Source organism: Streptomyces sp. NPDC045287 (assembly GCF_056432325.1).
The window spans coordinates 231201-250449 of record NZ_JBWKJG010000007.1 but is presented as its reverse complement, the minus strand read 5'-3'; the positions used below and the strand labels follow the sequence as shown (position 1 = coordinate 250449).

The 19249-nt window shown below is 74.4% G+C and carries 17 protein-coding genes and 1 pseudogene; 7 read left to right on the top strand and 11 right to left on the bottom strand.

Annotated elements, in window-relative coordinates; all coding sequences use genetic code 11:
- Positions 1-194: 194 nt before the first annotated feature.
- Both AC07D6_RS14640 and AC07D6_RS14635 read right to left on the bottom strand, forming a co-directional pair.
- Entirely contained in the window at positions 195-668 is a 474-nt protein-coding gene (locus AC07D6_RS14640; RefSeq protein WP_315877222.1) for an ATP-binding protein, read from the bottom strand.
- Between the two features lie 435 nt (positions 669-1103).
- Positions 1104-1448 (bottom strand): annotated as a pseudogene (locus AC07D6_RS14635) (STAS domain-containing protein); the annotation flags it as partial.
- A gap of 192 nt (positions 1449-1640) precedes the next feature.
- Between AC07D6_RS14635 and AC07D6_RS14630 the strand changes: the two are divergent.
- Positions 1641-2225 (top strand): RNA polymerase sigma factor, encoded by a 585-nt coding sequence (locus AC07D6_RS14630; RefSeq protein ID WP_479044400.1) that lies wholly within the window; start codon positions 1641-1643, stop codon positions 2223-2225.
- Positions 2222-3517: a zf-HC2 domain-containing protein gene (locus AC07D6_RS14625; RefSeq protein WP_479044398.1), complete on the top strand. Its 1296-nt coding sequence runs from the start codon at positions 2222-2224 to the stop codon at positions 3515-3517. The genes AC07D6_RS14630 and AC07D6_RS14625 overlap by 4 nt, the downstream gene beginning before the upstream one ends.
- Before the next feature lie 23 nt (positions 3518-3540).
- Here AC07D6_RS14625 and purU read toward each other — a convergent pair whose 3' ends face one another.
- Both purU and AC07D6_RS14615 read right to left on the bottom strand, forming a co-directional pair.
- On the bottom strand, positions 3541-4392 hold the full coding sequence (gene purU, locus AC07D6_RS14620; protein WP_479044396.1) for a formyltetrahydrofolate deformylase: 852 nt from the start codon (positions 4390-4392) through the stop codon (positions 3541-3543).
- Between the two features lie 127 nt (positions 4393-4519).
- Entirely contained in the window at positions 4520-5002 is a 483-nt protein-coding gene (locus AC07D6_RS14615; protein WP_315877218.1) for an SCO4402 family protein, read from the bottom strand.
- 201 nt (positions 5003-5203) lie between these two features.
- Here AC07D6_RS14615 and AC07D6_RS14610 point away from each other — a divergent pair, with 201 nt between their 5' ends.
- Entirely contained in the window at positions 5204-6472 is a 1269-nt protein-coding gene (locus AC07D6_RS14610; RefSeq protein ID WP_479044536.1) for an ABC transporter substrate-binding protein, read from the top strand.
- Positions 6473-6487: 15 nt separating this feature from the next.
- Here AC07D6_RS14610 and AC07D6_RS14605 read toward each other — a convergent pair whose 3' ends face one another.
- Positions 6488-7834: a hypothetical protein gene (locus tag AC07D6_RS14605; protein WP_479044394.1), complete on the bottom strand. Its 1347-nt coding sequence runs from the start codon at positions 7832-7834 to the stop codon at positions 6488-6490.
- An 81-nt stretch (positions 7835-7915) separates the two neighbouring features.
- Positions 7916-9298 (bottom strand): NsdA family TPR-like regulatory protein, encoded by a 1383-nt coding sequence (locus AC07D6_RS14600; protein WP_315877215.1) that lies wholly within the window; start codon positions 9296-9298, stop codon positions 7916-7918.
- A 354-nt stretch (positions 9299-9652) separates the two neighbouring features.
- Here AC07D6_RS14600 and AC07D6_RS14595 point away from each other — a divergent pair, with 354 nt between their 5' ends.
- The 3 genes from AC07D6_RS14595 to AC07D6_RS14585 all read left to right on the top strand — a co-directional run bounded on the left by AC07D6_RS14595 (position 9653) and on the right by AC07D6_RS14585 (position 13003).
- On the top strand, positions 9653-10336 hold the full coding sequence (locus AC07D6_RS14595; protein ID WP_315877214.1) for a bifunctional DNA primase/polymerase: 684 nt from the start codon (positions 9653-9655) through the stop codon (positions 10334-10336).
- 187 nt (positions 10337-10523) lie between these two features.
- Entirely contained in the window at positions 10524-11348 is an 825-nt protein-coding gene (locus tag AC07D6_RS14590; RefSeq protein WP_391653091.1) for an ABC transporter ATP-binding protein, read from the top strand.
- Complete coding sequence (locus AC07D6_RS14585) at positions 11345-13003, top strand: transporter (protein ID WP_479044391.1); 1659 nt, start codon at positions 11345-11347, stop codon at positions 13001-13003. The genes AC07D6_RS14590 and AC07D6_RS14585 overlap by 4 nt, the downstream gene beginning before the upstream one ends.
- A gap of 112 nt (positions 13004-13115) precedes the next feature.
- Here AC07D6_RS14585 and AC07D6_RS14580 read toward each other — a convergent pair whose 3' ends face one another.
- Entirely contained in the window at positions 13116-13979 is an 864-nt protein-coding gene (locus AC07D6_RS14580) for an alpha/beta fold hydrolase (protein WP_315877212.1), read from the bottom strand.
- A gap of 752 nt (positions 13980-14731) precedes the next feature.
- The gene (locus AC07D6_RS14575; protein ID WP_315877211.1) at positions 14732-15424 is read right to left on the bottom strand and encodes an iron-dependent transcriptional repressor DtxR; all 693 of its coding nucleotides are present in this window, start codon (positions 15422-15424) and stop codon (positions 14732-14734) included.
- 170 nt (positions 15425-15594) lie between these two features.
- Here AC07D6_RS14575 and AC07D6_RS14570 point away from each other — a divergent pair, with 170 nt between their 5' ends.
- Positions 15595-16350 (top strand): SIS domain-containing protein, encoded by a 756-nt coding sequence (locus AC07D6_RS14570; protein WP_479044388.1) that lies wholly within the window; start codon positions 15595-15597, stop codon positions 16348-16350.
- Between the two features lies 1 nt (position 16351).
- Here AC07D6_RS14570 and AC07D6_RS14565 read toward each other — a convergent pair whose 3' ends face one another.
- From AC07D6_RS14565 to AC07D6_RS14555, 3 genes are all read right to left on the bottom strand, one after another.
- Complete coding sequence (locus tag AC07D6_RS14565; protein WP_479044386.1) at positions 16352-16723, bottom strand: DUF397 domain-containing protein; 372 nt, start codon at positions 16721-16723, stop codon at positions 16352-16354.
- Positions 16704-17561: a helix-turn-helix domain-containing protein gene (locus AC07D6_RS14560; RefSeq protein WP_479044384.1), complete on the bottom strand. Its 858-nt coding sequence runs from the start codon at positions 17559-17561 to the stop codon at positions 16704-16706. Before AC07D6_RS14560 ends, AC07D6_RS14565 begins: the two co-directional genes overlap by 20 nt.
- Before the next feature lie 107 nt (positions 17562-17668).
- Complete coding sequence (locus AC07D6_RS14555; protein ID WP_479044382.1) at positions 17669-18988, bottom strand: PAS domain-containing protein; 1320 nt, start codon at positions 18986-18988, stop codon at positions 17669-17671.
- Between the last annotated feature and the right edge of the window lie 261 nt (positions 18989-19249).

The following is a 19249-nucleotide window of genomic DNA, read 5'->3' as shown; positions in this document are numbered from 1 at the left end:
CCGCGAGCACGGCACGGCGGCCGCCACCCCGCCCGGCGCGGGCGCCGCGTTCGCGCGCGGCCGGCCGCCACCGGACCCGCGACCCGTACTCGTCAAGGGCGCGTCACGCCCTCGGCGTCCCCTCGCCACGGATCGCTGGACCCAGCGTGATCAGGACGCCCCCGCCCGTCAACAGGTATGCGCGGAAACAACCACTACGCGGTATTCGACACGGCGTGCGGGAGCTCGTACGCCCCCGGCTCGCACACCACCGGGGCAAGCGCCGGCGCACTCCGGTCCACCTCGCACCAGATGCGCTTGCCGCGGTCCTCCGGCTGCCAGCCCCACCGGTCGGCGAGCCCGTCGACCAGCTCCAGCCCCCGGCCGTGGGTGTCGGCGCAGTCGGCCCGGCGCTGCTGCGGCGGGCTGTCGCTGCGGTCCGCCACCTCGACCCGGACGGTGCCGGTGCCGGCGCCGCCCGGGCCGAACAGCAGCCGCAGCACGGCCGGGCAGCCGGTGTGCACGACGGCGTTGGTCACGAGCTCCGAGATGAGGAGCACGAGCGTGTCGACGAGCGGCTCGTCGGCCGCTATGTCGAAGCCGGCCAGCCGCGACCTCGCCCATCTGCGGGCCCGCCCCACTTCCGCGGGATCCGGCCCGATCTCCAACTGAACCTGAAGCACCTGCACCGCTCACACCATCCGAACCGGCGGACACATCGCCTCGCGCCTCACAGCGAACCTTGGGGGGCACAGCATGGTTGACGTACAGTCACCGCAACAAGCGCTTCGGGCATATTCCAGCGCGAAGGAGTACGGCTGGTGCATACTGTGCGACGCACTTTTCGCGCAGTCGAACGCGAGCACTCAGCCGCCCCAACCGCCCCACCGGCGCTCAGGCGCAACGGGCAGGCCCGTCACGCCCGTCGGGCGACGGCGGCCGTCCGGTCGCGGTTCGGACGCGGCCCGCCCGCGCCGCCGCCCTCCGTACGCCCCGCGCCCCTCACCGACCGTGACCTAGGCGGACGCGGTACGGGACACCGCCACGGCGTCCGCCGCGCCGTCCACCGCACCCCCGGGACACCCCTCCGCCGCGCCGGGCGCCGCGCCCGCCGCGGACGGCACGCCCGCCGCCGACGGCACGTCCGGGTACACGTCGAACAGCCGGCGCACGCCGAGCGCCGCCAGCACCCGGTTGACGTGCGAGCCCTCGACCGCGCCGCGCGCCGGCAGGATCAGCCGCAACCGGCCCCGGCAGGAGTGCAGCAGCCGGCGCGCCGCTATGAGCACGCCCACGCCGCTGGAGTCGCAGAACCGCACCCCGGACAGGTCGAGCACGACGTCGTGGCGGCCGTCCGCGACCGCGTCGTGCACCCGGCGCCGGACCACCGGCGACGACACGAGGTCGAGCTCGCCGGAGATGTGGAGCACGGTCCAGGCGCCGTGCTCGGCTCGCTCCACCCTCAGCATCACGCGCTGCGACCTTTCCTCGCCGGTGCCCGAACCTTCCGGAGGACGCTCTTCCTGTCGCAGCTGCCCCATCCGCCACCGCTGAAACTCCAGACGGCGAGGACGGCGGCTTCCTTACCATCGCTCCGGCCGAGATGCCAGCACTTGTCCAAAGGACGGTGTGGCGCCGGTGCTCCGCACTACATTCGAAGAATGCCCAAGGACACACCGCCCCGCTGGGACCGCAGGATGCAGCAGCGGCTGGCCCGAGGAGAGGCGGCCGCGCTCGGTGAGCTGTACGACCGCTTCGCCTCGCTCGTCCACAACACGGCCCGCCGCGTCCTGGAGGACCAGGAGGCCGCCGACCGGGTCACGCGGGAGGTGTTCGGATACGTGTGGGAGAACCCGGACGCGTACGACCCGAGGGTGGAGGGCTCGTTGCGGGCCTGGATCGCCCGGCTGGCCCGCCGCCAGGCCGTGCACCGGCTGCGCCAGAGCGGCGCGCGGGCGATCGCCGAGGGCGGGGAGGGGTCGACGGAGGAGTTGGAGCAGCGGGTGCGGCGGGCGGCTGCGGCGGCCCGCGCCGACTACATCGTCACGGCGATGCCCGCCCCGCTGCGCACGGCGCTGGAGATGGCGTACTTCCAGCGCCGGGACTACCGGCAGACCGCCGCGCACCTCGGCGTGACCGAGGACGAGGCGCGGCGCCGGTTGCGGCTGGGCCTCCAGTTGCTCTCCACGGCGCACGCGCGGCCGCTGGACGGGCCGCCGCCGGAGCCCGGAAGGCCGCCGCTGTGACCGGGCCCGTGGACGGCGGGGGCCGCGGCGGCGCGTGGGGCGGCCGGGACGGGGAGGCCCCCGGGCCGCCGCGCATACCGGCTCCCCGGCCGGCGGCGGACGACTCGGCGCACCGCGTACCGGGCCCGCCGCCCGGCCCGCCGCGGGAGCGGCGGGAGCCGCCCCCGGAGCCCCCGGCCCCGCTGCCGCACGCGATGCTGAGGTCGCTCCTCGGGGCGTGGGCACTGACGGCCTGCTCCCCCGAGGAGACCGCCGCCGTCGAGGCGCACCTGACGGAGTGCGCGCCGTGCGCGGACGAGGCGCTGCGGTTGCGCGACGCGGTCGGGCTGCTGCACAGCGAGCGCGATCTGGACCTGGACCCGCTGCTGCGGTCGCGGGTCCTGGAGAACTGCCTGGGCCGGCGCCCCGCCCGCATCCCCGTGCCGGACTGGGCGGGCCCGTACGACGCGGAGACCGCACGGCTGGACGCGCTGCTCCAGGACATCGGCCTCGCGGAGTGGCGCGCGCCGGTACGGCTCCGGTGGTTCGCGGACGAGCGGCAGGTGGAACGGCGGACGAACGTCACGGGCGTCATCTCCCACCTGATGGCGGTGGACGGCCTGGTAGCGGCGGCCCTGGGGCTCGACGATCCGGTGGGGACGCGCCACGGCGCGCGGGCGCCGCACGGGCCGGCCGAGCGCACGGAGGCGTTCTGGCGCGCCCTGGAGGAGGCGGAGGTCCAGCGGTGCATGCGGGCCCCGTGGCGCGAACAGGCGCACACGCTGGTGCGGACCGTGTCGTTCGCGGGGCGCGGGGTGGCGGACCTGTCCGTGCCGTACGGGCCGTTCTCCCTGCCGCTGCGGGACGCCCTGGTGGAGCGGGCGTTCGAGTGCTGGGTGCACGCCGGGGACATCGCGTCGGCCGTGGACTACCCGTACGACCCGCCTTCCGGGGCGCATCTGCGCGGCATGATCGACCTGGCGGCCCGCCTCCTGCCGGCCGCGCTGGCCGACCGCCGCCGCGCCGGGCTCGCGGGGCCGGCCCGCACGCTCGTCGGGGCGGGCGCTCCGGGCCGGTCCCTGCGCCTGGAGGTGGAGGGGCCGGGCGGTGGCCGCTGGCACATCGCCCTGGACTCCCCGGCGGCGCTGGCCTGCCCGGAGCGGGAGGTGGCGCTCGTGGCGCTGGACGGCGTGGAGTTCTGCCAGCTGGTGGCGGGGCACGTCACGCCGGAGGAGGCGGCGGTGGGGCAGACGGGCGACCGGGAGGCCGTCAGGGAGGTCCTGTACGCCGCGGCCTCCCTGAGCCGGATGTAGCCGCCGCCCCGCGCGGGCCGTCCTCAGTCGAAGACGACCGTGCGGCTGCCGTTCAGCAGGATGCGGTGCTCCGCGTGCCACTTGACCGCACGGGCCAGCGCCTGGCACTCGACGTCGCGCCCCAGGGCCACCAGTTGCTCGGGCGTGACCTCGTGCCCGACGCGCTCGACCTCCTGCTCGATGATCGGCCCCTCGTCGAGGTCCGCCGTCACGTAGTGGGCCGTCGCGCCGATCAGCTTCACGCCGCGCGCGTGCGCCTGGTGGTACGGCTTCGCGCCCTTGAAGCTCGGCAGGAACGAGTGGTGGATGTTGATGATCCGCCCGCTGAGCGCCTTGCACAGGTCGTCCGACAGGACCTGCATGTACCGGGCCAGCACCACCAGTTCGACGTTCTCGCCGCGCACCAGCTCCAACAGCCGGGCCTCGGCCTCCGCCTTGGTGTCCCTCGTGACCGGGATGTGGTGGAAGGGGATGTCGTACGAGGCCACGAGCTCCGCGAAGTCCGTGTGGTTGGACACCACGGCCACGATGTCCACGGGCAGCGCGCCGATCCGCGTGCGGAACAGCAGGTCGTTCAGGCAGTGGCCGAACTTCGACACCATCAGCACGACCCGCATCCGCTCGTCGGCGCGGTGGATCCGCCAGTCCATCCCGAAGGAGTCGCCGACCGCGGCGAAGCTCGCCCGGAGCTTCTCGACGGTCACGGGCGCCTCGGCGGAGAAGTGGACCCGCATGAAGAAGAGGCCCGACCCGCGGTCTCCGAACTGCTGGCTGTCCTCGATGTTGCATCCCGTGATGAAGAGGTAGCTCGACACGGCGTGCACGATGCCCTGCTTGTCGGGGCAGGAGAGGGTGAGGACATACTGGTCGGTCATCCTGGCAGCATGCCATACGGGACGGGCGCGCACCCCGTCCGGTCCGCCAACCGGACCGCCCGGCGGACCGGGCCGACCCGGCCGGGCCACCCGGCGGGCCCGGCCGATCGGGGTCGGGGCCCCGCGGCTACGCGGCGCCCGTCAGCGTCCGCAGGGCGTGCAGGGGCCGCGGCGGCACGTCCGGGTCCTCGCCGTCGTTCGCGGAGAGCCGTACGTGGGCGTCGCGGGCGGCGTGCACGGCCTCGGGCCAGCCGGGGTGGCCCAGGTACGCGGAGACGGGCGCGTCCGGGCCGACCTGGTGCATGATCCGCAGGACCTTCAGCACGGCCAGGTCGACGAGCTGGGCCTCGCCCGAGTCGCGGAACATCGCCCCGACGTACTTCTCGGCGGACCAGTTGTCCAGCCACGTGTCCTCGACCAGCCGGTAGACGGCGTCCGTGACGTCCCCGTACCCGTCGACGCCGGCCAGCCAGCACTCCTCGTGGAACCTCGGGTCGGAGAGCATGTGCAGCGCCGAGCGCACGTTGGCGCGCCAGCGCCACCACGGCATGTCGTTGAGGGGCATGCCGCCCATGGTGGAGGAGCGACGGCTGTGACGGGAAGAGTTCATCTGCGTTCACCTTGTGGGGTCCGGTCCTGGCGGACCGGGCCCGGACGAGCCGGGGGTCGTGCGCCCCGCCGGGAGCGGAACGTACGGATCGTACGCGCTCCACCGTACGCGCCCGGCGGCCCCCGCAATTCACCTCCCCGTCACCGACCGTTGAACCACCCTCACTCCCGCGTTACCCAGGAGCGGGAAGTGTGCGTGTCCATGACCGGTAACGGCAGGCGACGCTTTGCCACCTCCCTCACGTCCAGGGCCGCGGCGGCTCTCGTCGCGGCGTCCCTCCTCACCGGCTGCGGTGCTCTCCCTGGAGCCACGGGGGGCTCCAGGGAGCCCATCACAGTGATGACCTGGGCACCCCACGACACCAAGGCGACCAACATGCCCGGCATGCCCGCGATGGCCGAGGCGTACGCGCGCTGGGCCAACGGCCAGGGCGGCCTGGCCGGGCACGAACTGCGCGTGATCACGTGCAACGAGGGCAACACCGCGGCGGGCGCAGCGGCCTGTGCCCGCCAGGCCGTCAAGGAGGGCGTGGCCGCCGTCGTCGGCTCGTACAGCCAGCACGGCCGCGCCTTCATGGCCACCCTGGAGGCGGCGAACATCCCGTACATCGGCGGCTACGGCCTGTCCGACGAGGAGTTCACCAGCTACCTCTCCTATCCCGTCAACGGCGGGCAGGTCGCCCTGCTCGCGGGGAACGGCATGCAGCTCGCCGCCTCCTGCGAGCGGGTCTCCCTGGTCCGCCCCGACACGATCGCCGGCGACTACCTGCACGCGCTGCTCAACTCGGGCCTCGCCCACGGCAAGCAGCGCGAGGCGTACGACATCCCGGCCGCCGAGGACGCCGGGGAGTACGCGGCCGTCGCCGCCCGCTCCCGGAAGCGGGCCGGCGAGGAGCGCGGCTGCGTCACCGCCGCGCTCGGCGAGCGGACCGCGCACTTCTTCGACTCGTTCCGCCGGCTCGCCCCGGACGGCCGCGACGTCCGGGTCTCGTCCGTCCTGGGCAGCGTCGACCAGTTGCTCGTCGACCGGACGGGCGGCGCGGCCGGGCCGTTCGAGGGCGCGTACATCACCGGCTGGTACCCCGACCCGGGCGACCCGCGCTGGGAGCCGATGCGGCAGGTGATCCGGGAGCACGCCTTCGGGGACAACCGGATCGACCCGGCCGACGCCGGCGTGCAGACCACCTGGATCGCGTACACGGTCCTCAAGCGGGTCGTGGAGGCGATCGGCGACGAGGAGGTGACCCCCGGCAAGATCGCGTACACCCTCGACCGCGGCCTGCGGGTGGACACCGGGGGCCTCACGCCGCCGCTGCGCTGGCGGTACGAGGACATGCTCGGCACGCCCGGCTTCCCGCGGCTGGTCAACCACGAGGTGACCTTCCAGGTGGTGCGGAAGGGGCGCCTCGTCGCCCAGCGCGCCGGCTTCGTCGACGTCGGCCGGACGCTCCTCGACGCCCGCTCCTCCTGAGCCCCGCGGCCCGCCCTACAACTGGGTGGGCTGCCGCTCGGTCAGGCCGTACGTCTCGGCGATGCCGTTCCAGAGGCGTGCGGCCTCGCGCTTCGCACCGGTCGCCTCGCCGCTGGCCACGGACGCCCGCGCGGTGCTGCCGGTGTTGCGCGCCCGGCCGTCCTTGCAGTTCTTGGGGTTCTTGACCTGCTCGGCCCAGGCCGCGTAGTGGTCGTCGGCGGTGGCGGACGCCTGCCACGCCTTGGTGAGCGACGCGGACAGTTCCGTGTGGTCCGGCAGCTTGTCGATCCGGATGCCGCGCAGCCGGTTCACCAGTTCCCGCCGCTGGCCGGCGGCCTCCCGCAGGTCGGCGGCGGCCTTGTCCAGCTCCTGGCACTTCTTGATGTTCTCGACGGAGCGGATCACCGCGGCGCGGCTGTCGTTGCTGTCCGCGAGCAGCTTGTCGAGTTCCTCCGCCTGCGCCTTCACCGGGTCCGGGGCCGGCGCGGACGACGACGCCGGGCCCGCGGTCGGGGACGAGGCGGCGACCACGCCCTCCTTGCCCCCCTCGTCGGGCGCCTCGTCGCCGCCGCTCATCAGGGCGCCCGCACCGAGGCCCACGACGGCGCACCCGACGACCACGGCGGCGACGAGCGGCAGTTTGGAGGAGCGGCGCCGCTCGGGCTCGTCGTGGTCGTCGTAACCGCGCGACTCCGCGTACGGCGGGGGCGGCTGGCCGTACGGCTGGTGCGATTGGTGGGGCTGGTGGGGCTGACCCGGCGGCTGGTGGCCGTACGGCGGGGGCGGCCGGTGGCCGTGGCCCCGGGGCGGGGCGGAGGAGTCGACGCGCGGCATCTGCTGCGTGGCGCCCGCCGTGTCGTCGCGGAACAGGTTGTCGAACTCCGCCGGGGGGCCGCTGTGCCCCGGTACGGGCGCGATGTACTGCGTGGCCTCCGAGTCCGGGTCCGGCTGCGGCGGCCGGTGCTGCCCGTGCTGGGGCTGGTGTTGCCCGTGCTGGGACTGGGGCGGCTGCTGCCCATGGGGCTGCTGGGACTGCCCGTGCGGGGGCTGCCCGTGGGACTGCTGGGGCGGGTGCGCCTGCGGGTACTGCGGCGGCTGGTGGGGCTGGTACGGGGGCTGCTGCTGGTACTGCGGCGGCCTCGCGCCGAAGCCGGTGCCCAGGAACTGGGTCGACTCCGCCGGGCTCTCCGCGGGCGCCTGCCCCCGCTCCGGGGGCAGCGGCGCCGGCGCCGGCGGAACCGGCCGCAGGTACTGCGTGGCGGGATCCTCGGCCGGCACGGCCTGCGGGGGCGGCGGCCCCCAGGGTTGGCCAGGGGCCTGGCCCCAGGACTGGCCCTCCTGGCCGTGTCCGCTCTGCGTCACCGGGACTCCTACGTGTGAACCTACGGAACCGTCGGCCCACGCTACCGGGTGTGTCGCCGACCCCGCACACGGGTGCGGCCGTTACGCCGCCTGGGGCTCCAGCAGCGCCGTGAACTCCCGTACCGCGGGCTCGTCCCGGAACGGCTCCAACCGGAGCTGGAGGTCGTCGAGGTACTCCGCGCCGCGCGACGACCGCAGCGTGCCCAGGAGTTCGGCCGCCCGCGCCCCGGTGCGGCACGCCTCCTCGACCTCCCGCTGCTGCACCTGCGCCGCCGCCAGCAGGACGAGGCCGATCGCCCTCCGCCGCGCCCGCGTCGCCGGGTGGCCGTCCAGCGCCTCGGTCGCCGCCCGCGCCGCCGCCTGCGCCTGGCCCAGGTCCCGGTGGCAGTGGGCCAGTTCGTCGGCGAGGTACGCGTGGTCGAAGTGGGCGATCCACGGCGGGTCGTCGCCCGAGTCCGGGTCGGCCCGGTCCAGCGCGGCGACGGCCCGGCCCGCCACGTCCTGGCAGGTGCGCGCGTCCCCGAGCAGGGCGTGGCCCCGCGCCTCGGCCGCCAGGAACATCGCCTCCGCGCGCGGGGTGACGTGCCCGCGGGAGCCCTCCTGCGCGGCGCGCGCCAACTGGGCGATCTCGCGCGGGTTCCCGAGCTGCGCCGCCAGGTGGCTCATCGACGCGGCCAGCACGTACCCGCCGTACGCCCGGTCGCCCGCGGCCTGCGCGAGCCGCAGCGCCTGGATGTAGTACCGCTGCGCGAGCCCCGGCTGGCCGGTGTCGATCGCCATGTACCCGGCCAGTTCCGTCAGCCGCGCGACCGCCGCGAAGAGCTGCCGCCCCACCGAGTCCCGGTACGAGCCGGAGAGCATCCCCGACACGACGCTGTTCAGGTAGTGGACCACCACGGGGCGCACGTGCCCGCCCCCGAACCGGTGGTCCAGGTCGACCAGCGCCTCCGTCATCGCCCGTACGGCGCGCACGTCCGCCAGGCCGACCCGGGCGCCCGCGCTCCGGGCGACCTGCGCGTCGGGGCCGGTGATCAGCCAGTCCCGGCTGGGCTCGACGAGCGCGGAGGCGGCGACGGTCGAGCCGGAGAGGAAGTCCCGCCGGCCCACGTCGCTGCGCCACAGCTCGCAGACCTGCTCGACGGCGCCCGTCACGGTCGGTGAGAACTGCAGCCCCACCCCGCTCGCCAGGTTCTTGCCGTTCGCCATCCCGATCTCGTCGATCGTGACCGTACGGCCCAGCTTGCGCCCCAGCGCCTCGGCGATGATGCCCGGGGCCCGGCCCCGCGGCTGCTGCCCGCGCAGCCAGCGCGCCACCGACGTCTTGTCGTACCGCAGGTCGAGCCCGCGTTCCGAGCCGACCATGTTGACGCGGCGGGCGAGCCCGGCGTTGGAGCAACCTGCCTCCTGGATGAGAGCCTGCAGCCGTTCGTTCGGCTGACGGGCGACGAGCGGCCTCGCTGCCATGACTACCCCCTGTGGTGCCGGTGGTGATCAGTCGCCCCGATCACTGCCCAGCTGATGTCCGGAGAATGCAGTACTTGGCGATGACACACCAAATCATCGGCAATCACCGCGTTCGCGGTGTATGCCCGAGGAATATCGCAATGGCCTCATCGGCGTCGTCGACGTCACGGACGCCCATGGCACCAGTGACATCGGTGACGCCGTTGCCGCCACTCCCCCGGACCCTGCCTACCCGCCCGCGACTTCCGCCGCCCGTGCGCGCCCCCGGACGTGCACCCATGCGCCCCGCGTGCCGAACCGGTGCTCCACGGCGTTCACTTCTGCGCCCCGTAACCACCCGTGCGGTGGACAGTTGTGCTGTCCGTGGAAGAGACCATGGGAGTCACGGAGGCCGCACACGTCCCCCGGCAGCACGGGGGACCGCTGCCGGACAGCGCCGTGCGGTACGCGGAGGAGCGGCACTGGGACGTGTTCCCCGGCACGTGGTTGGAGACGGTCGACGGCCGGGAGCGCTGCTCGTGCGGGAACGCGGCCTGCGCGTCGCCGGGGGCGCACCCGTTCCGCGAGGACTGGGCGGCCCAGGCCACCGGCAGTCCCGTGGCGGCCCGCCGCCTGTGGGGCAGCCACCCCAGGGCGTCGATCCTGCTGCCGACGGGCCGTACGTTCGACGCGCTGGACGTTCCGGAGACGGCGGGGTTCCTGGCGCTGGCGCGGATGGAACGGCTGGACCTGGCGCTCGGCCCGGTCGCCTGCGGGCCGGGCCGGCGGATGGTGTTCTTCGTCCTGCCCGGGGCCGCCGTGAAGGTCGCGGACCTGGTCCGCAGGCTGGGCTGGTCGCCGTCGGGCATCGACCTGGTCGCGAAGGGCGAGGGCGGGTACGTGGTGGCACCGCCGACGCGGGTCGGCGGCGGGCAGGGCCCGGTGCAGTGGGTGCGCCGCCCGACCCACGCCAACCGGTGGCTGCCGGACGTGGAGGAGCTGATCAGTCCGCTGGCGTACGCGTGCGGCCGGGACGCGGCGGCGGCGAGGAGCCGCTGACGAGCCCTCCTCCTCCGTCCCTCCGCCCTCCGCCACCCCCGTCCCCTCCGTCCCTCCGCCGCCCCCGTCCTTCCTGCTTCCGGCAGTGGCGGCTCGCGGAGTCTGCCGGAATCGGCGGTCCCGTCCCTACCTGCGGGTTCGTAGGCTGTGCTCGTACAGGTGATCGACGGGGCAGCGGGAGGCGGCAGTGACCACGCCGGAGCAGGGCCGGAGAGTTGACGTGGCGGGCGGGACGCCGGAGGCGGTGCCGCCCGCCGTACGCGTGGAGGGGCTGGGGAAGCGCTTCGGCGAGCAGATCGCGGTCGCCGGGGTGGACCTGGTCCTGCCCGCGGGCCGGTTCATCGGCCTGGTCGGCCCGAACGGCGCGGGCAAGACGACGACGCTGTCGATGGTGACCGGGTTGCTCCGCCCCGACCAGGGGCGCGTCGAGGTCGCCGGACACGACGTGTGGCGGGACCCGGCCGCGGTGAAGGCCCGCATCGGGGTGCTGCCGGAGGGGCTGCGGCTGTTCGAGCGGCTGTCGGGCCGCGAACTCCTCGCGTACACGGGGCGGTTGCGGGGCCTGCCGGGCGCCGAGGTCGACAAGCGGGCGGCGCAACTGCTCGACGTGCTGGACCTGGCGGGCTCGCAGCACAAGCTGGTCATCGACTACTCGACCGGCATGCGGAAGAAGATCGGCCTCGCGGCGGCGCTGCTGCACAACCCCGAAGTGCTCTTCCTGGACGAGCCGTTCGAGGGCGTGGACCCCGTGTCGGCGCAGACGATCCGGGGCGTGCTGGAGCGGTACACGGCGTCCGGGGCGACGGTCGTGTTCTCCAGCCACGTGATGGAGCTGGTGGAGTCCCTGTGCGACTGGGTCGCGGTGATGGCCGCCGGGCGGATCCGCGCGCACGGCCCGCTGGCGGAGGTCCGCGGCGACGCGCCGACCCTGCAGCGGGCGTTCCTGGAGCTGGTCGGCGCGCAGGGCCGCGACGCGGGCGAGTCCCTGGACTGGCTGGGGGGTGCCCGATGACGTACGGGACCGGTGCGGCGGGCGCCTTCGGCACGGGCGCCGGCGCGGGCGCGGCGGGGGGCGCGGACACCGGGACGCTGACCTCCGTCTTCGTGCGGATCAAGCTGTCGCTGCTGCGGAACGGGCTGCGGCAGTCCTCGGGCCGTACCGCCGTCTTCGTCGTGTCGATCGTCTTCGCCCTGCTGTTCGCGGCCGGGCAACTGCTCGGCATGGTGTTGCTGCGGGGGCACGCGCAGGCGGCCACGGTGGCGGTGCTGCTGACCGCGGTGACGGCGCTCGGCTGGGCGGTGGTGCCGCTGTTCTTCCCGAGCGGTGACGAGACGCTGGACCCGACGCGTCTGGTGATGCTGCCGTTGCGGGCGGGTCCGCTGGTGTGGGCGCTGCTGGTGGCGTCGCTGGTGGGCATCGGCCCGCTGTTCACGCTGTGCCTGGCGGTGGGGGCGGGGATCTCCGTGGCGCACGGGGCGTTCGCGGGGGCCATGGCGGTACTCGCGGTGCCGCTGGTGCTGCTGGTGTGCCTGGCGCTGGCCCGCGCGGTCGCGGCGGCGAACATCCGGCTGCTGACGTCCCGCAAGGGCCGGGACCTGGCGCTGTTGAGCGGCCTGGTCGTGGCGATCGGCATCCAGGTCGTCAACTTCGGCGCGCAGCGGCTCGGCCAGGCGGGTGGGGCGGCGCGGCTGGAGCCGGTCGCGGACGTCGTCCGGTGGGTGCCGCCCGCCTCGGCGGTCGGCGCGGTCGACTCGGCGAGCCGCGGCGCGTACGGGACGGCCGTGGCGCAACTGTTGCTGTCGGCGGTGGCGCTGGCGGCGCTGCTGTACTGGTGGCAGCGGAGCCTGACGCGGCTGATGACGGCGCCGGACGGCTCGACGGTCGCGGCGGCGGGCGCGGACACCGGTCGGGACCGCTCCGGGGCCGGCTGGGCGCGGCTGCTGCCGGAGGGGCGTACGGGCGCGGTGGTGCAGCGGGCGCTGCGGTACGCGTGGCGGGACCCGAAGGCGAAGTCCGGTTGGGTGACGGCGCTCGCGCTGGGCCTGATCGTCCCCGTGTTCAACGCCCTCCAGGGGCACGGCTCGGTGTACTGGGCGTGCTTCGCGGCGGGGCTGCTGGGGACGCTGATGTACAACCAGTTCGGTCAGGACACGTCGGCGTTCTGGATCGTCGCGATGACCGTGTCGTCGAAGCGGGACGCGTACGTGGAGCTGCGGGCGCGGGCGCTGGCGCTGCTGCTGGTGACGCTGCCGTACGCGACGCTGGTGACGGTGGTGACCGTCGCGGTCCTCGGTGACTGGGGGGCGCTGGCGGAGGGGCTGGGCCTCTCGTACGGGCTGCTGGGGGCGATGCTGGGCGTGGGCGCCTGGGCGTCGGCGTTCTTCCCGTACTCGATCCCGCAGGACAGCGCGTACAAGAACGCGGCGCCGGGGCAGGGCGGGCTGGCCTGGGCGTCGATGATGGGCGGGATGCTGCTGTCGGCGGTGCTGTGCGCCCCGCTGATCGCGGCGGTGGTGTGGACGCACGTGGCGTCCGCCGAGCCGTGGGCGCTGCTGCCGCTGGGCGCGGGGTGGGGGGCGCTGCTGACGTGGGGCGGTCTGCACCTGGCGGCGGGCCGCACGTCCCGGCGGCTCCCGGAGATCCTGGCGGCCGTGAGCAAGGCCTGACGGCCCCGCGCCCCGGGGGGCGCCCGTGTCGGCGGCGGGGCCGTCGCTGCGGGGCCGGCGGCCCCGCACCCGGGGCGCACCCCCCGGCGCGGGCCGCGCCGGGGCGGCCGGGTCAGACGGTCGCGGCGAGGAAGGTCCAGAGGGTTTCGCGCCATGTTTCCGGCTGGTCGTAGTGGAGGTAGTGGCCCGCGTCGGGCACCTCCGCGTACTGGCCCCGCGGCAGGACGCGGACCATCTCCTGCGCCTCCGCGCGGCCCAGCTCGCCGTCGATCCCCCGCACCACCAGCGTCGGGCAGCGGACCCGGGCCAGCGTGTCCCAGTGCGCGTCGTGCACCCAGGTCGAGCGGGCCGCGAGCATCTGGTGCGGCGAGAACGAGGGCCGCCACCCGTCGGGCGAATCGCGCATCACCTCCGCGAAGAACGCGCCCCGCGCGGGGTTCGGCCGCTCGATCCGCGGGTCGTCCTCCCCGAACCACTTCCGCACGTCGGCCAGGGTCGCGAAGGGAACCGGCCAACTGCGGAACCACTCCTCCCACTCCCGTTGCGACGCCGCGCCCAGCGCGGAGGCCCGCATGTCGCCGATGACCAGCGCGTTGACCAGGTCCGGCCGCTCGGCGGCGAGCTGCCAGGCCGTCAGGGCGCCCATGGAGTGCCCCACGAGGGTGGCCGGCGCGAGCCCGAGCTGTTCGATCGCGGCGACCGCGTCCGCCACGTACGCCTCGCGCGTGTAGGGCCCGGCGGCCGGTTTGCCGCTGTGGCCGTGCCCGCGCTGGTCCAGGGCGACGGCCCGGTACCGCCCGGACAGCCAGCGGGCCGTGTCCGCCCAGTGGGCGGCTCGGCCCATCAGGCCGTGCAGGAACAGGACGCCCCCCGCGTACTCGGTGCCGTCGCCGCCCGGTCCCTTGGGCGGGTCGGCGAACTCCCAGGCGGCGAGACGTACGCCGTCGGCCCCGGTCAGATCGATGCGTCGCGCCATGTGCCCTGGCACCCCCTTCTGTCGCGTCTGTCGCGTCGGACGAACCCCCGCCCAGAGTATCGAACATAAATTCGAAGACAGGGGCGCCGGCGGCAACATCGCTCGTTCGAGTGACCCCTCTCAAGGATTGGCGGGCGCCGCCGAGGGGAGATCTTCAACGGGAGGCGGACCACTCGGGGAAAAGGGTCCGACGGGATTGACCCTGAGAGCTCGGGGCTCCGGGTCAGTACAGGGGAGGCCGGGTCCCGGTGCCGTAAGGCACCGGGACCTTCTTCGTGTGTGGACGCGCGCTTCGGTGCGGACGGCGGACGGCGCATCGCGCGACTCCCTCCCCACGGCGGGTCCCCGGCCTGGCCCCAGACTGGCACGCACGCGGACACCCCGCTGTCGTTCCGCGCGAAAGTACCCCATACGGTACGCGCCGGACCCCGGACGGAACGGCGCCGCCCGGACGGGCCGGGGAACGGCACCGTCCGGGCGGCGGGTGGCGCGGGTAGGGCGGATGAGGCCGGTGAAGCGGGCGGGGGCGGCGCGGAACGGGCACCCTCAGCGCTTCGGAACCCCAGTGATGGAGCGCGTGAGCCCTTCGGGGCCTCAGCGCTTGAGTGCTTGGACGCTTCAAGACCTCAGCGATGGAGCGGATGAGCCCCTCGGGGCCTCAGTGCGTGAGTGCTTGAGCGCTTCAGCGGTGGGGTGCTTCAGCGGTTGAGCGCTTGAGTGCTCCAGTACCTCCGCGCTCGGCGGCGGGCGCCTCAGCGCTTGGCGACGAAGACGTGCGACGCCACGTCGGCGTCCAGTTCGGCGGCCTCGCCGCTGCTGCCGACCAGCACGCCGCCGGGCGACTCGGTCACGCTCACCACGGAGCCGGGCTGCACACCGGCGCGCCGCAGCGTGTACATGAGCTGGGCGTCCGTCTGGATGGGCTCGCCGATCCGGCGCACCACCACGGTCTTGCCCTCCGAGCCCGGGTCCAGCTCGGACAGGGACACCATGTGCTCGTCGAGGAACGGGTCGGCCTCCGCCTGCTCACCCAGCTCCTCCAGGCCCGGGATCGGGTTCCCGTACGGCGACTCCGTGGGGTGGCGCAGCAGCTCCAGGACACGGCGCTCGACGGCCTCGCTCATCACGTGCTCCCAGCGACACGCCTCGGCGTGGACCTGCTCCCACTCCAGGCCGATCACGTCCACGAGGAGGCACTCCGCGAGCCGGTGCTTGCGCATCACGCGCGTGGCCAGCCGGCGGCCCTCCTCCGTCAGCTCCAGGTGCCGGTCGCCGGCGACGGTCACCAGCCCGTCGCGCTCCATCCGGGCGACCGTCTGGCTGACCGTGGGACCGCTCTGATCGAGCCGTTCCGCGATGCGGGCGCGCATGGGCACCACACCTTCCTCTTCCAGCTCGAGGATGGTGCGGAGATACATCTCCGTGGTGTCGATCAGTCCGGACATACGTGCCCCTCGATGCGTGACTTCCAGTGTGCGCGGCCCTGGCTCAATTGTTGCGCATCCCGTGGGCGGCCGTGCCGCCCCGGACGGAGCGGTGGCCGGACACCGTATTGACAGGGGAATGGTCCAGACCGCACCGTGATCCGCGACACAACGAGAGGAAGGCCGTGCCGATGGGCGACAGCACGCTGGCCGATCAGTTCTTCGACGCCGCGATCGGCCTGCTCCAGCGGGTCCGGGAGGAGGAGGCGGAGCACATCGCCGCCGCGGGCGCCGCCGTCGCCGACACCGTCGCCTCGGGCGGTCGCCTGTTCGCGTTCGGGGCCGGGCACTCGTCGCTGCCCGCGCAGGACGTCGTGTACCGGGCGGGCGGCCTAGCGCTGATGAACCTGCTCGCCGTGCCGGGCGCGGTCGGCGTCGACGTGGTGCCCGCGCCCCTCGGCTCGGCCCTGGAGCGCGTGGAGGGCCTGGCCGCGGCGGTCCTCGACTCGTCGCCCGCCCGCGCGGGCGACCTCCTGGTGGTCATCTCGCTCTCCGGCCGGAACACCCTGCCCGTCGAGATGGCCGTGAACGCCCGCGCGCTGGGCCTGAAGGTCATCGGCGTCACGTCCGTGGCGTACGCGAAGGAGACCCGTCCCCGGAACGCCTCGGGGACCTTCCTGAAGGACCACTGCGACATCGTCCTCGACTCCAAGATCGCCGTCGGGGACGCGGAGCTGTCCCACGAGGGCGTCGAGGCGCCCTTCGCGCCCGCCTCCACCGTCGTGACCAGCGCCCTCATGCAGGCCGTCATGGCCGCGGCGGCCGAGGAACTGGTCCGCCGCGGCATCGAGCCCCCGCTGCTGCGCTCCGGCAACGTCGACGGGGGCCACGAGTGGAACGGCCGCGTGATGGAGGAGTACGCGGACCGGATCTTCTACCGCCGGTAGCTCACGCCGTGAGGCGGCCCGCCTTGAGCGCCGCGACGAACGGCGCCCAGGCGCGGGCCGCGAGGACGAGCGCGGGGCCGCCCGGGACCTTGGAGTCCCGCACGGGAACGACGCCGGGCAGGTCGTCGGCGACCTCGACGCAGTCACCGCCGTCACCGTTGCTGTGGCTGGACTTGCGCCACCGCGCGGCGCCGAGGAAGCCTTCCGCGACCTCGACGCAGTCGCCGCCCGTGCCGTTGCTGTGGCTGGACTTGCGCCACCGCGCGGCGCCGAGGAAGCCTTCCGCGACCTCGACGCAGTCACCGCCGGTGGCGTTGCTGTAGCTGGACTTGCGCCAGTGCGCGGTGCTCAGGTCAACGTTGCTGTGTGCCATTTCGGTAATCCTCTGCCGCAGCCTCGACCATGGCCAGGGACGTCTCAGGCGGCAGTGCGACGGCCCTCAGCAGATCGTACGACTCGCGGTAGTGCTGCACGAGCCGCGGGTCGTCGATGAGTTGACCGCTGTGGAGGCTCTCGGTGTACGCGACCGGCGGGGCGTCCGCGAAGGTCATGATCTTCGCCATGCCCATCATGAAGGGGTGGGTGACGGCGGAGGTCGGGACGATCTGGAGCAGGGACCGCGTCGCCCGGGTCACGCCCGCGATGTGCTCCAGCAGCTCGGCCATTCCCTCCGGCGGGAGCACGGCACGCCGGATCACGGACTCGTCCAGGATCGCCCAGAACGCCGGGGGCTCCTCCTTCCGGAAGATCGTCGCGCGCCCCAGCCTGGCGGTGACGTTCTTCTGCACGTAGGCGTCGTCCGCGCGCGGCACGCCCGCCCGGACGATCGCGCGCGCGTAGTCCGCGGTCTGGAGCAGCCCCGGTACGAGCAGCGGTGCCCATTCCTCGATCGTGCGGGCGAACTTCTCCATCTCCGCCACGTCCGCGAAGTACTCGGCGTGGCCGCCCTTGCGCGCCTTCCGCACGTCGTCGCAGCCGCGCTCGAAGTACCCGTCCGTCTTCAGGACGCGGTCCACGTGCCGGGCCAGATCGGGCGGCATGCGGCGCTGGCCGCGCTCGATCTCGCTCAGGTACGTCGCCCCGTAGAAGCTGCCCTCCACCAACTGCTCCAGCGTCAGGCCCGCCTCCTCCCGCTGGAAGCGCAGCTCCTTGCCGTAGAAGCACGGAACGCTCTCCGACCCGTCGATGTCCTTGCGCTGCCCTCGCGCCACCGTCGACCGCCCTTCGTCGCGTACGTCGTCGCCGTCAGACGCTACGCACGCCCGGCACCGCACGTGACGGATTCGTCACCATTCGCACATACGGGTGGCCGGGCCCCTCACCCCGGCGGGGCCGCCAGGTCCAGGGACGCGGCGATCCGTACGGCGACGCTCTCCGCGTACGCGACGTCCGGGCGTTCGAAGGGCGGGCGGTTCGACGAGCGGAGGAACGTCACCACACCCAGCGACCGGCCCCGGCTGCGCAGCACCGCGCACAGCGCGTGCGCCGTGCCGTCCGGCCACTGCCGCTCCGCCGCCCACCCGCGCGCGGCCCCCGACGACCAGCCGCTGGCCCGCACCGCGCCCGCCCGGTCCAGCGCGCGCAGGGCCGGGTGGTCCGGCCCGTACGGCACCGGCAGCTCCGCGCCCGCGACGAGCGCCACCGGGCCGGGCGCCCGGGCCGGCGTGGTCGCGACCCGCACCAGCCGCGTGCCGTCGTCGCGGGCCAGGTCCAGCAGGGCGTCGTCCGCGAACCCGGTGAGCGCGAAGTCCAGGTACACGGTCGCCGCCTCCATCGGGTCCTCGCACTCCGCGGCGGCGGCGCCCGCCCGGTGCAACTGGCCGGCCCGGAACCGCAGTCGGTCCGCCTCCTGCTCGGCGAGGCGCGCCTCCGTGACGTCCTCGAACAGCCACGCCACGCCGAGCGGCACGGGCTGCCGCGACAGCGGCGACGCGAGCCGCAGGAAGCCGCAGCGCCAGCAGCGCCGCCGCTCCCCGTCCGGGGTGCGGACCGTCGTCCACAGCTCGACCGGCGAGCGGGGGTCGCCCTCCGCCAGTACGTGTTCCAGGGCCGCCTCCAGCCGGTCGGCGCCCTGGGCCAGGAGGTCGCCGAGGGGCCGGCCGAGCAGGGCGGTGCGGGGGGTGCCGAGGGCCCGGGCGGCCCGCGCGTTCACGACGGCGGGGCGCAGGTCGGCGTCCACGACGACGAGCCCGTACGGCGCCTCTCCGAACAGGGCCTCGCTGAGCGCGACCGACCGCTCGAAGTCGAGCTGCGCGTGGACCTCGCCGAAGGCGCAGTACACCCCGGCCGGGCTCCCGTCCGAGCCCCGCACCCCGGACGCCTGGACGCGGACGAGGACCCGGCCGCCGTCCTTGTGGAGCAGCGCGAACTCGTGGAGGCCGCGGCCGGGCCCGTCCGCGGCGGCCGTCAGCCGGGCCTCGATCGCGGCGGCGTCGGCGGGCCGCGCCGCCCATCCGGCGAGGCCGCGGCGGCCGACGGCCTCGGCGGCGGGCCAGCCGAGGATCCGCTCGGCCTCGCGGTTCCAGTGGGTGACCGCGCCGTCCGCGTCGAACGCGCACAGCGCGGCGTCCATCCCGTCCAGCAGCGCGCTGAGCAGGTCCCCGTCCGTCCGGGCCGTTCCGCTCCTGGACGCACTCATCCCGGCACCCCCTGCGAGACGTGTACGCGCGTGCACCCGCATCGCGCCCGGCCATTCAACTGGAACGTGACCCAGGACACACGTGGTTCCGTAAATTCGGTTGAGCGGGGCGGGTCGGGTTCCTAGGGTGTGGAGCACACGAGAAAGGAGGTGATCCGGAAGTGGTTTCTTTTCGGATGCGTGAGGTGACTGCGGGCTGAGGCCTGTCGTCACATGACGGCAGGCCTCCTGCCGTACACCAAGCAGTCACCGGCCCGCGGG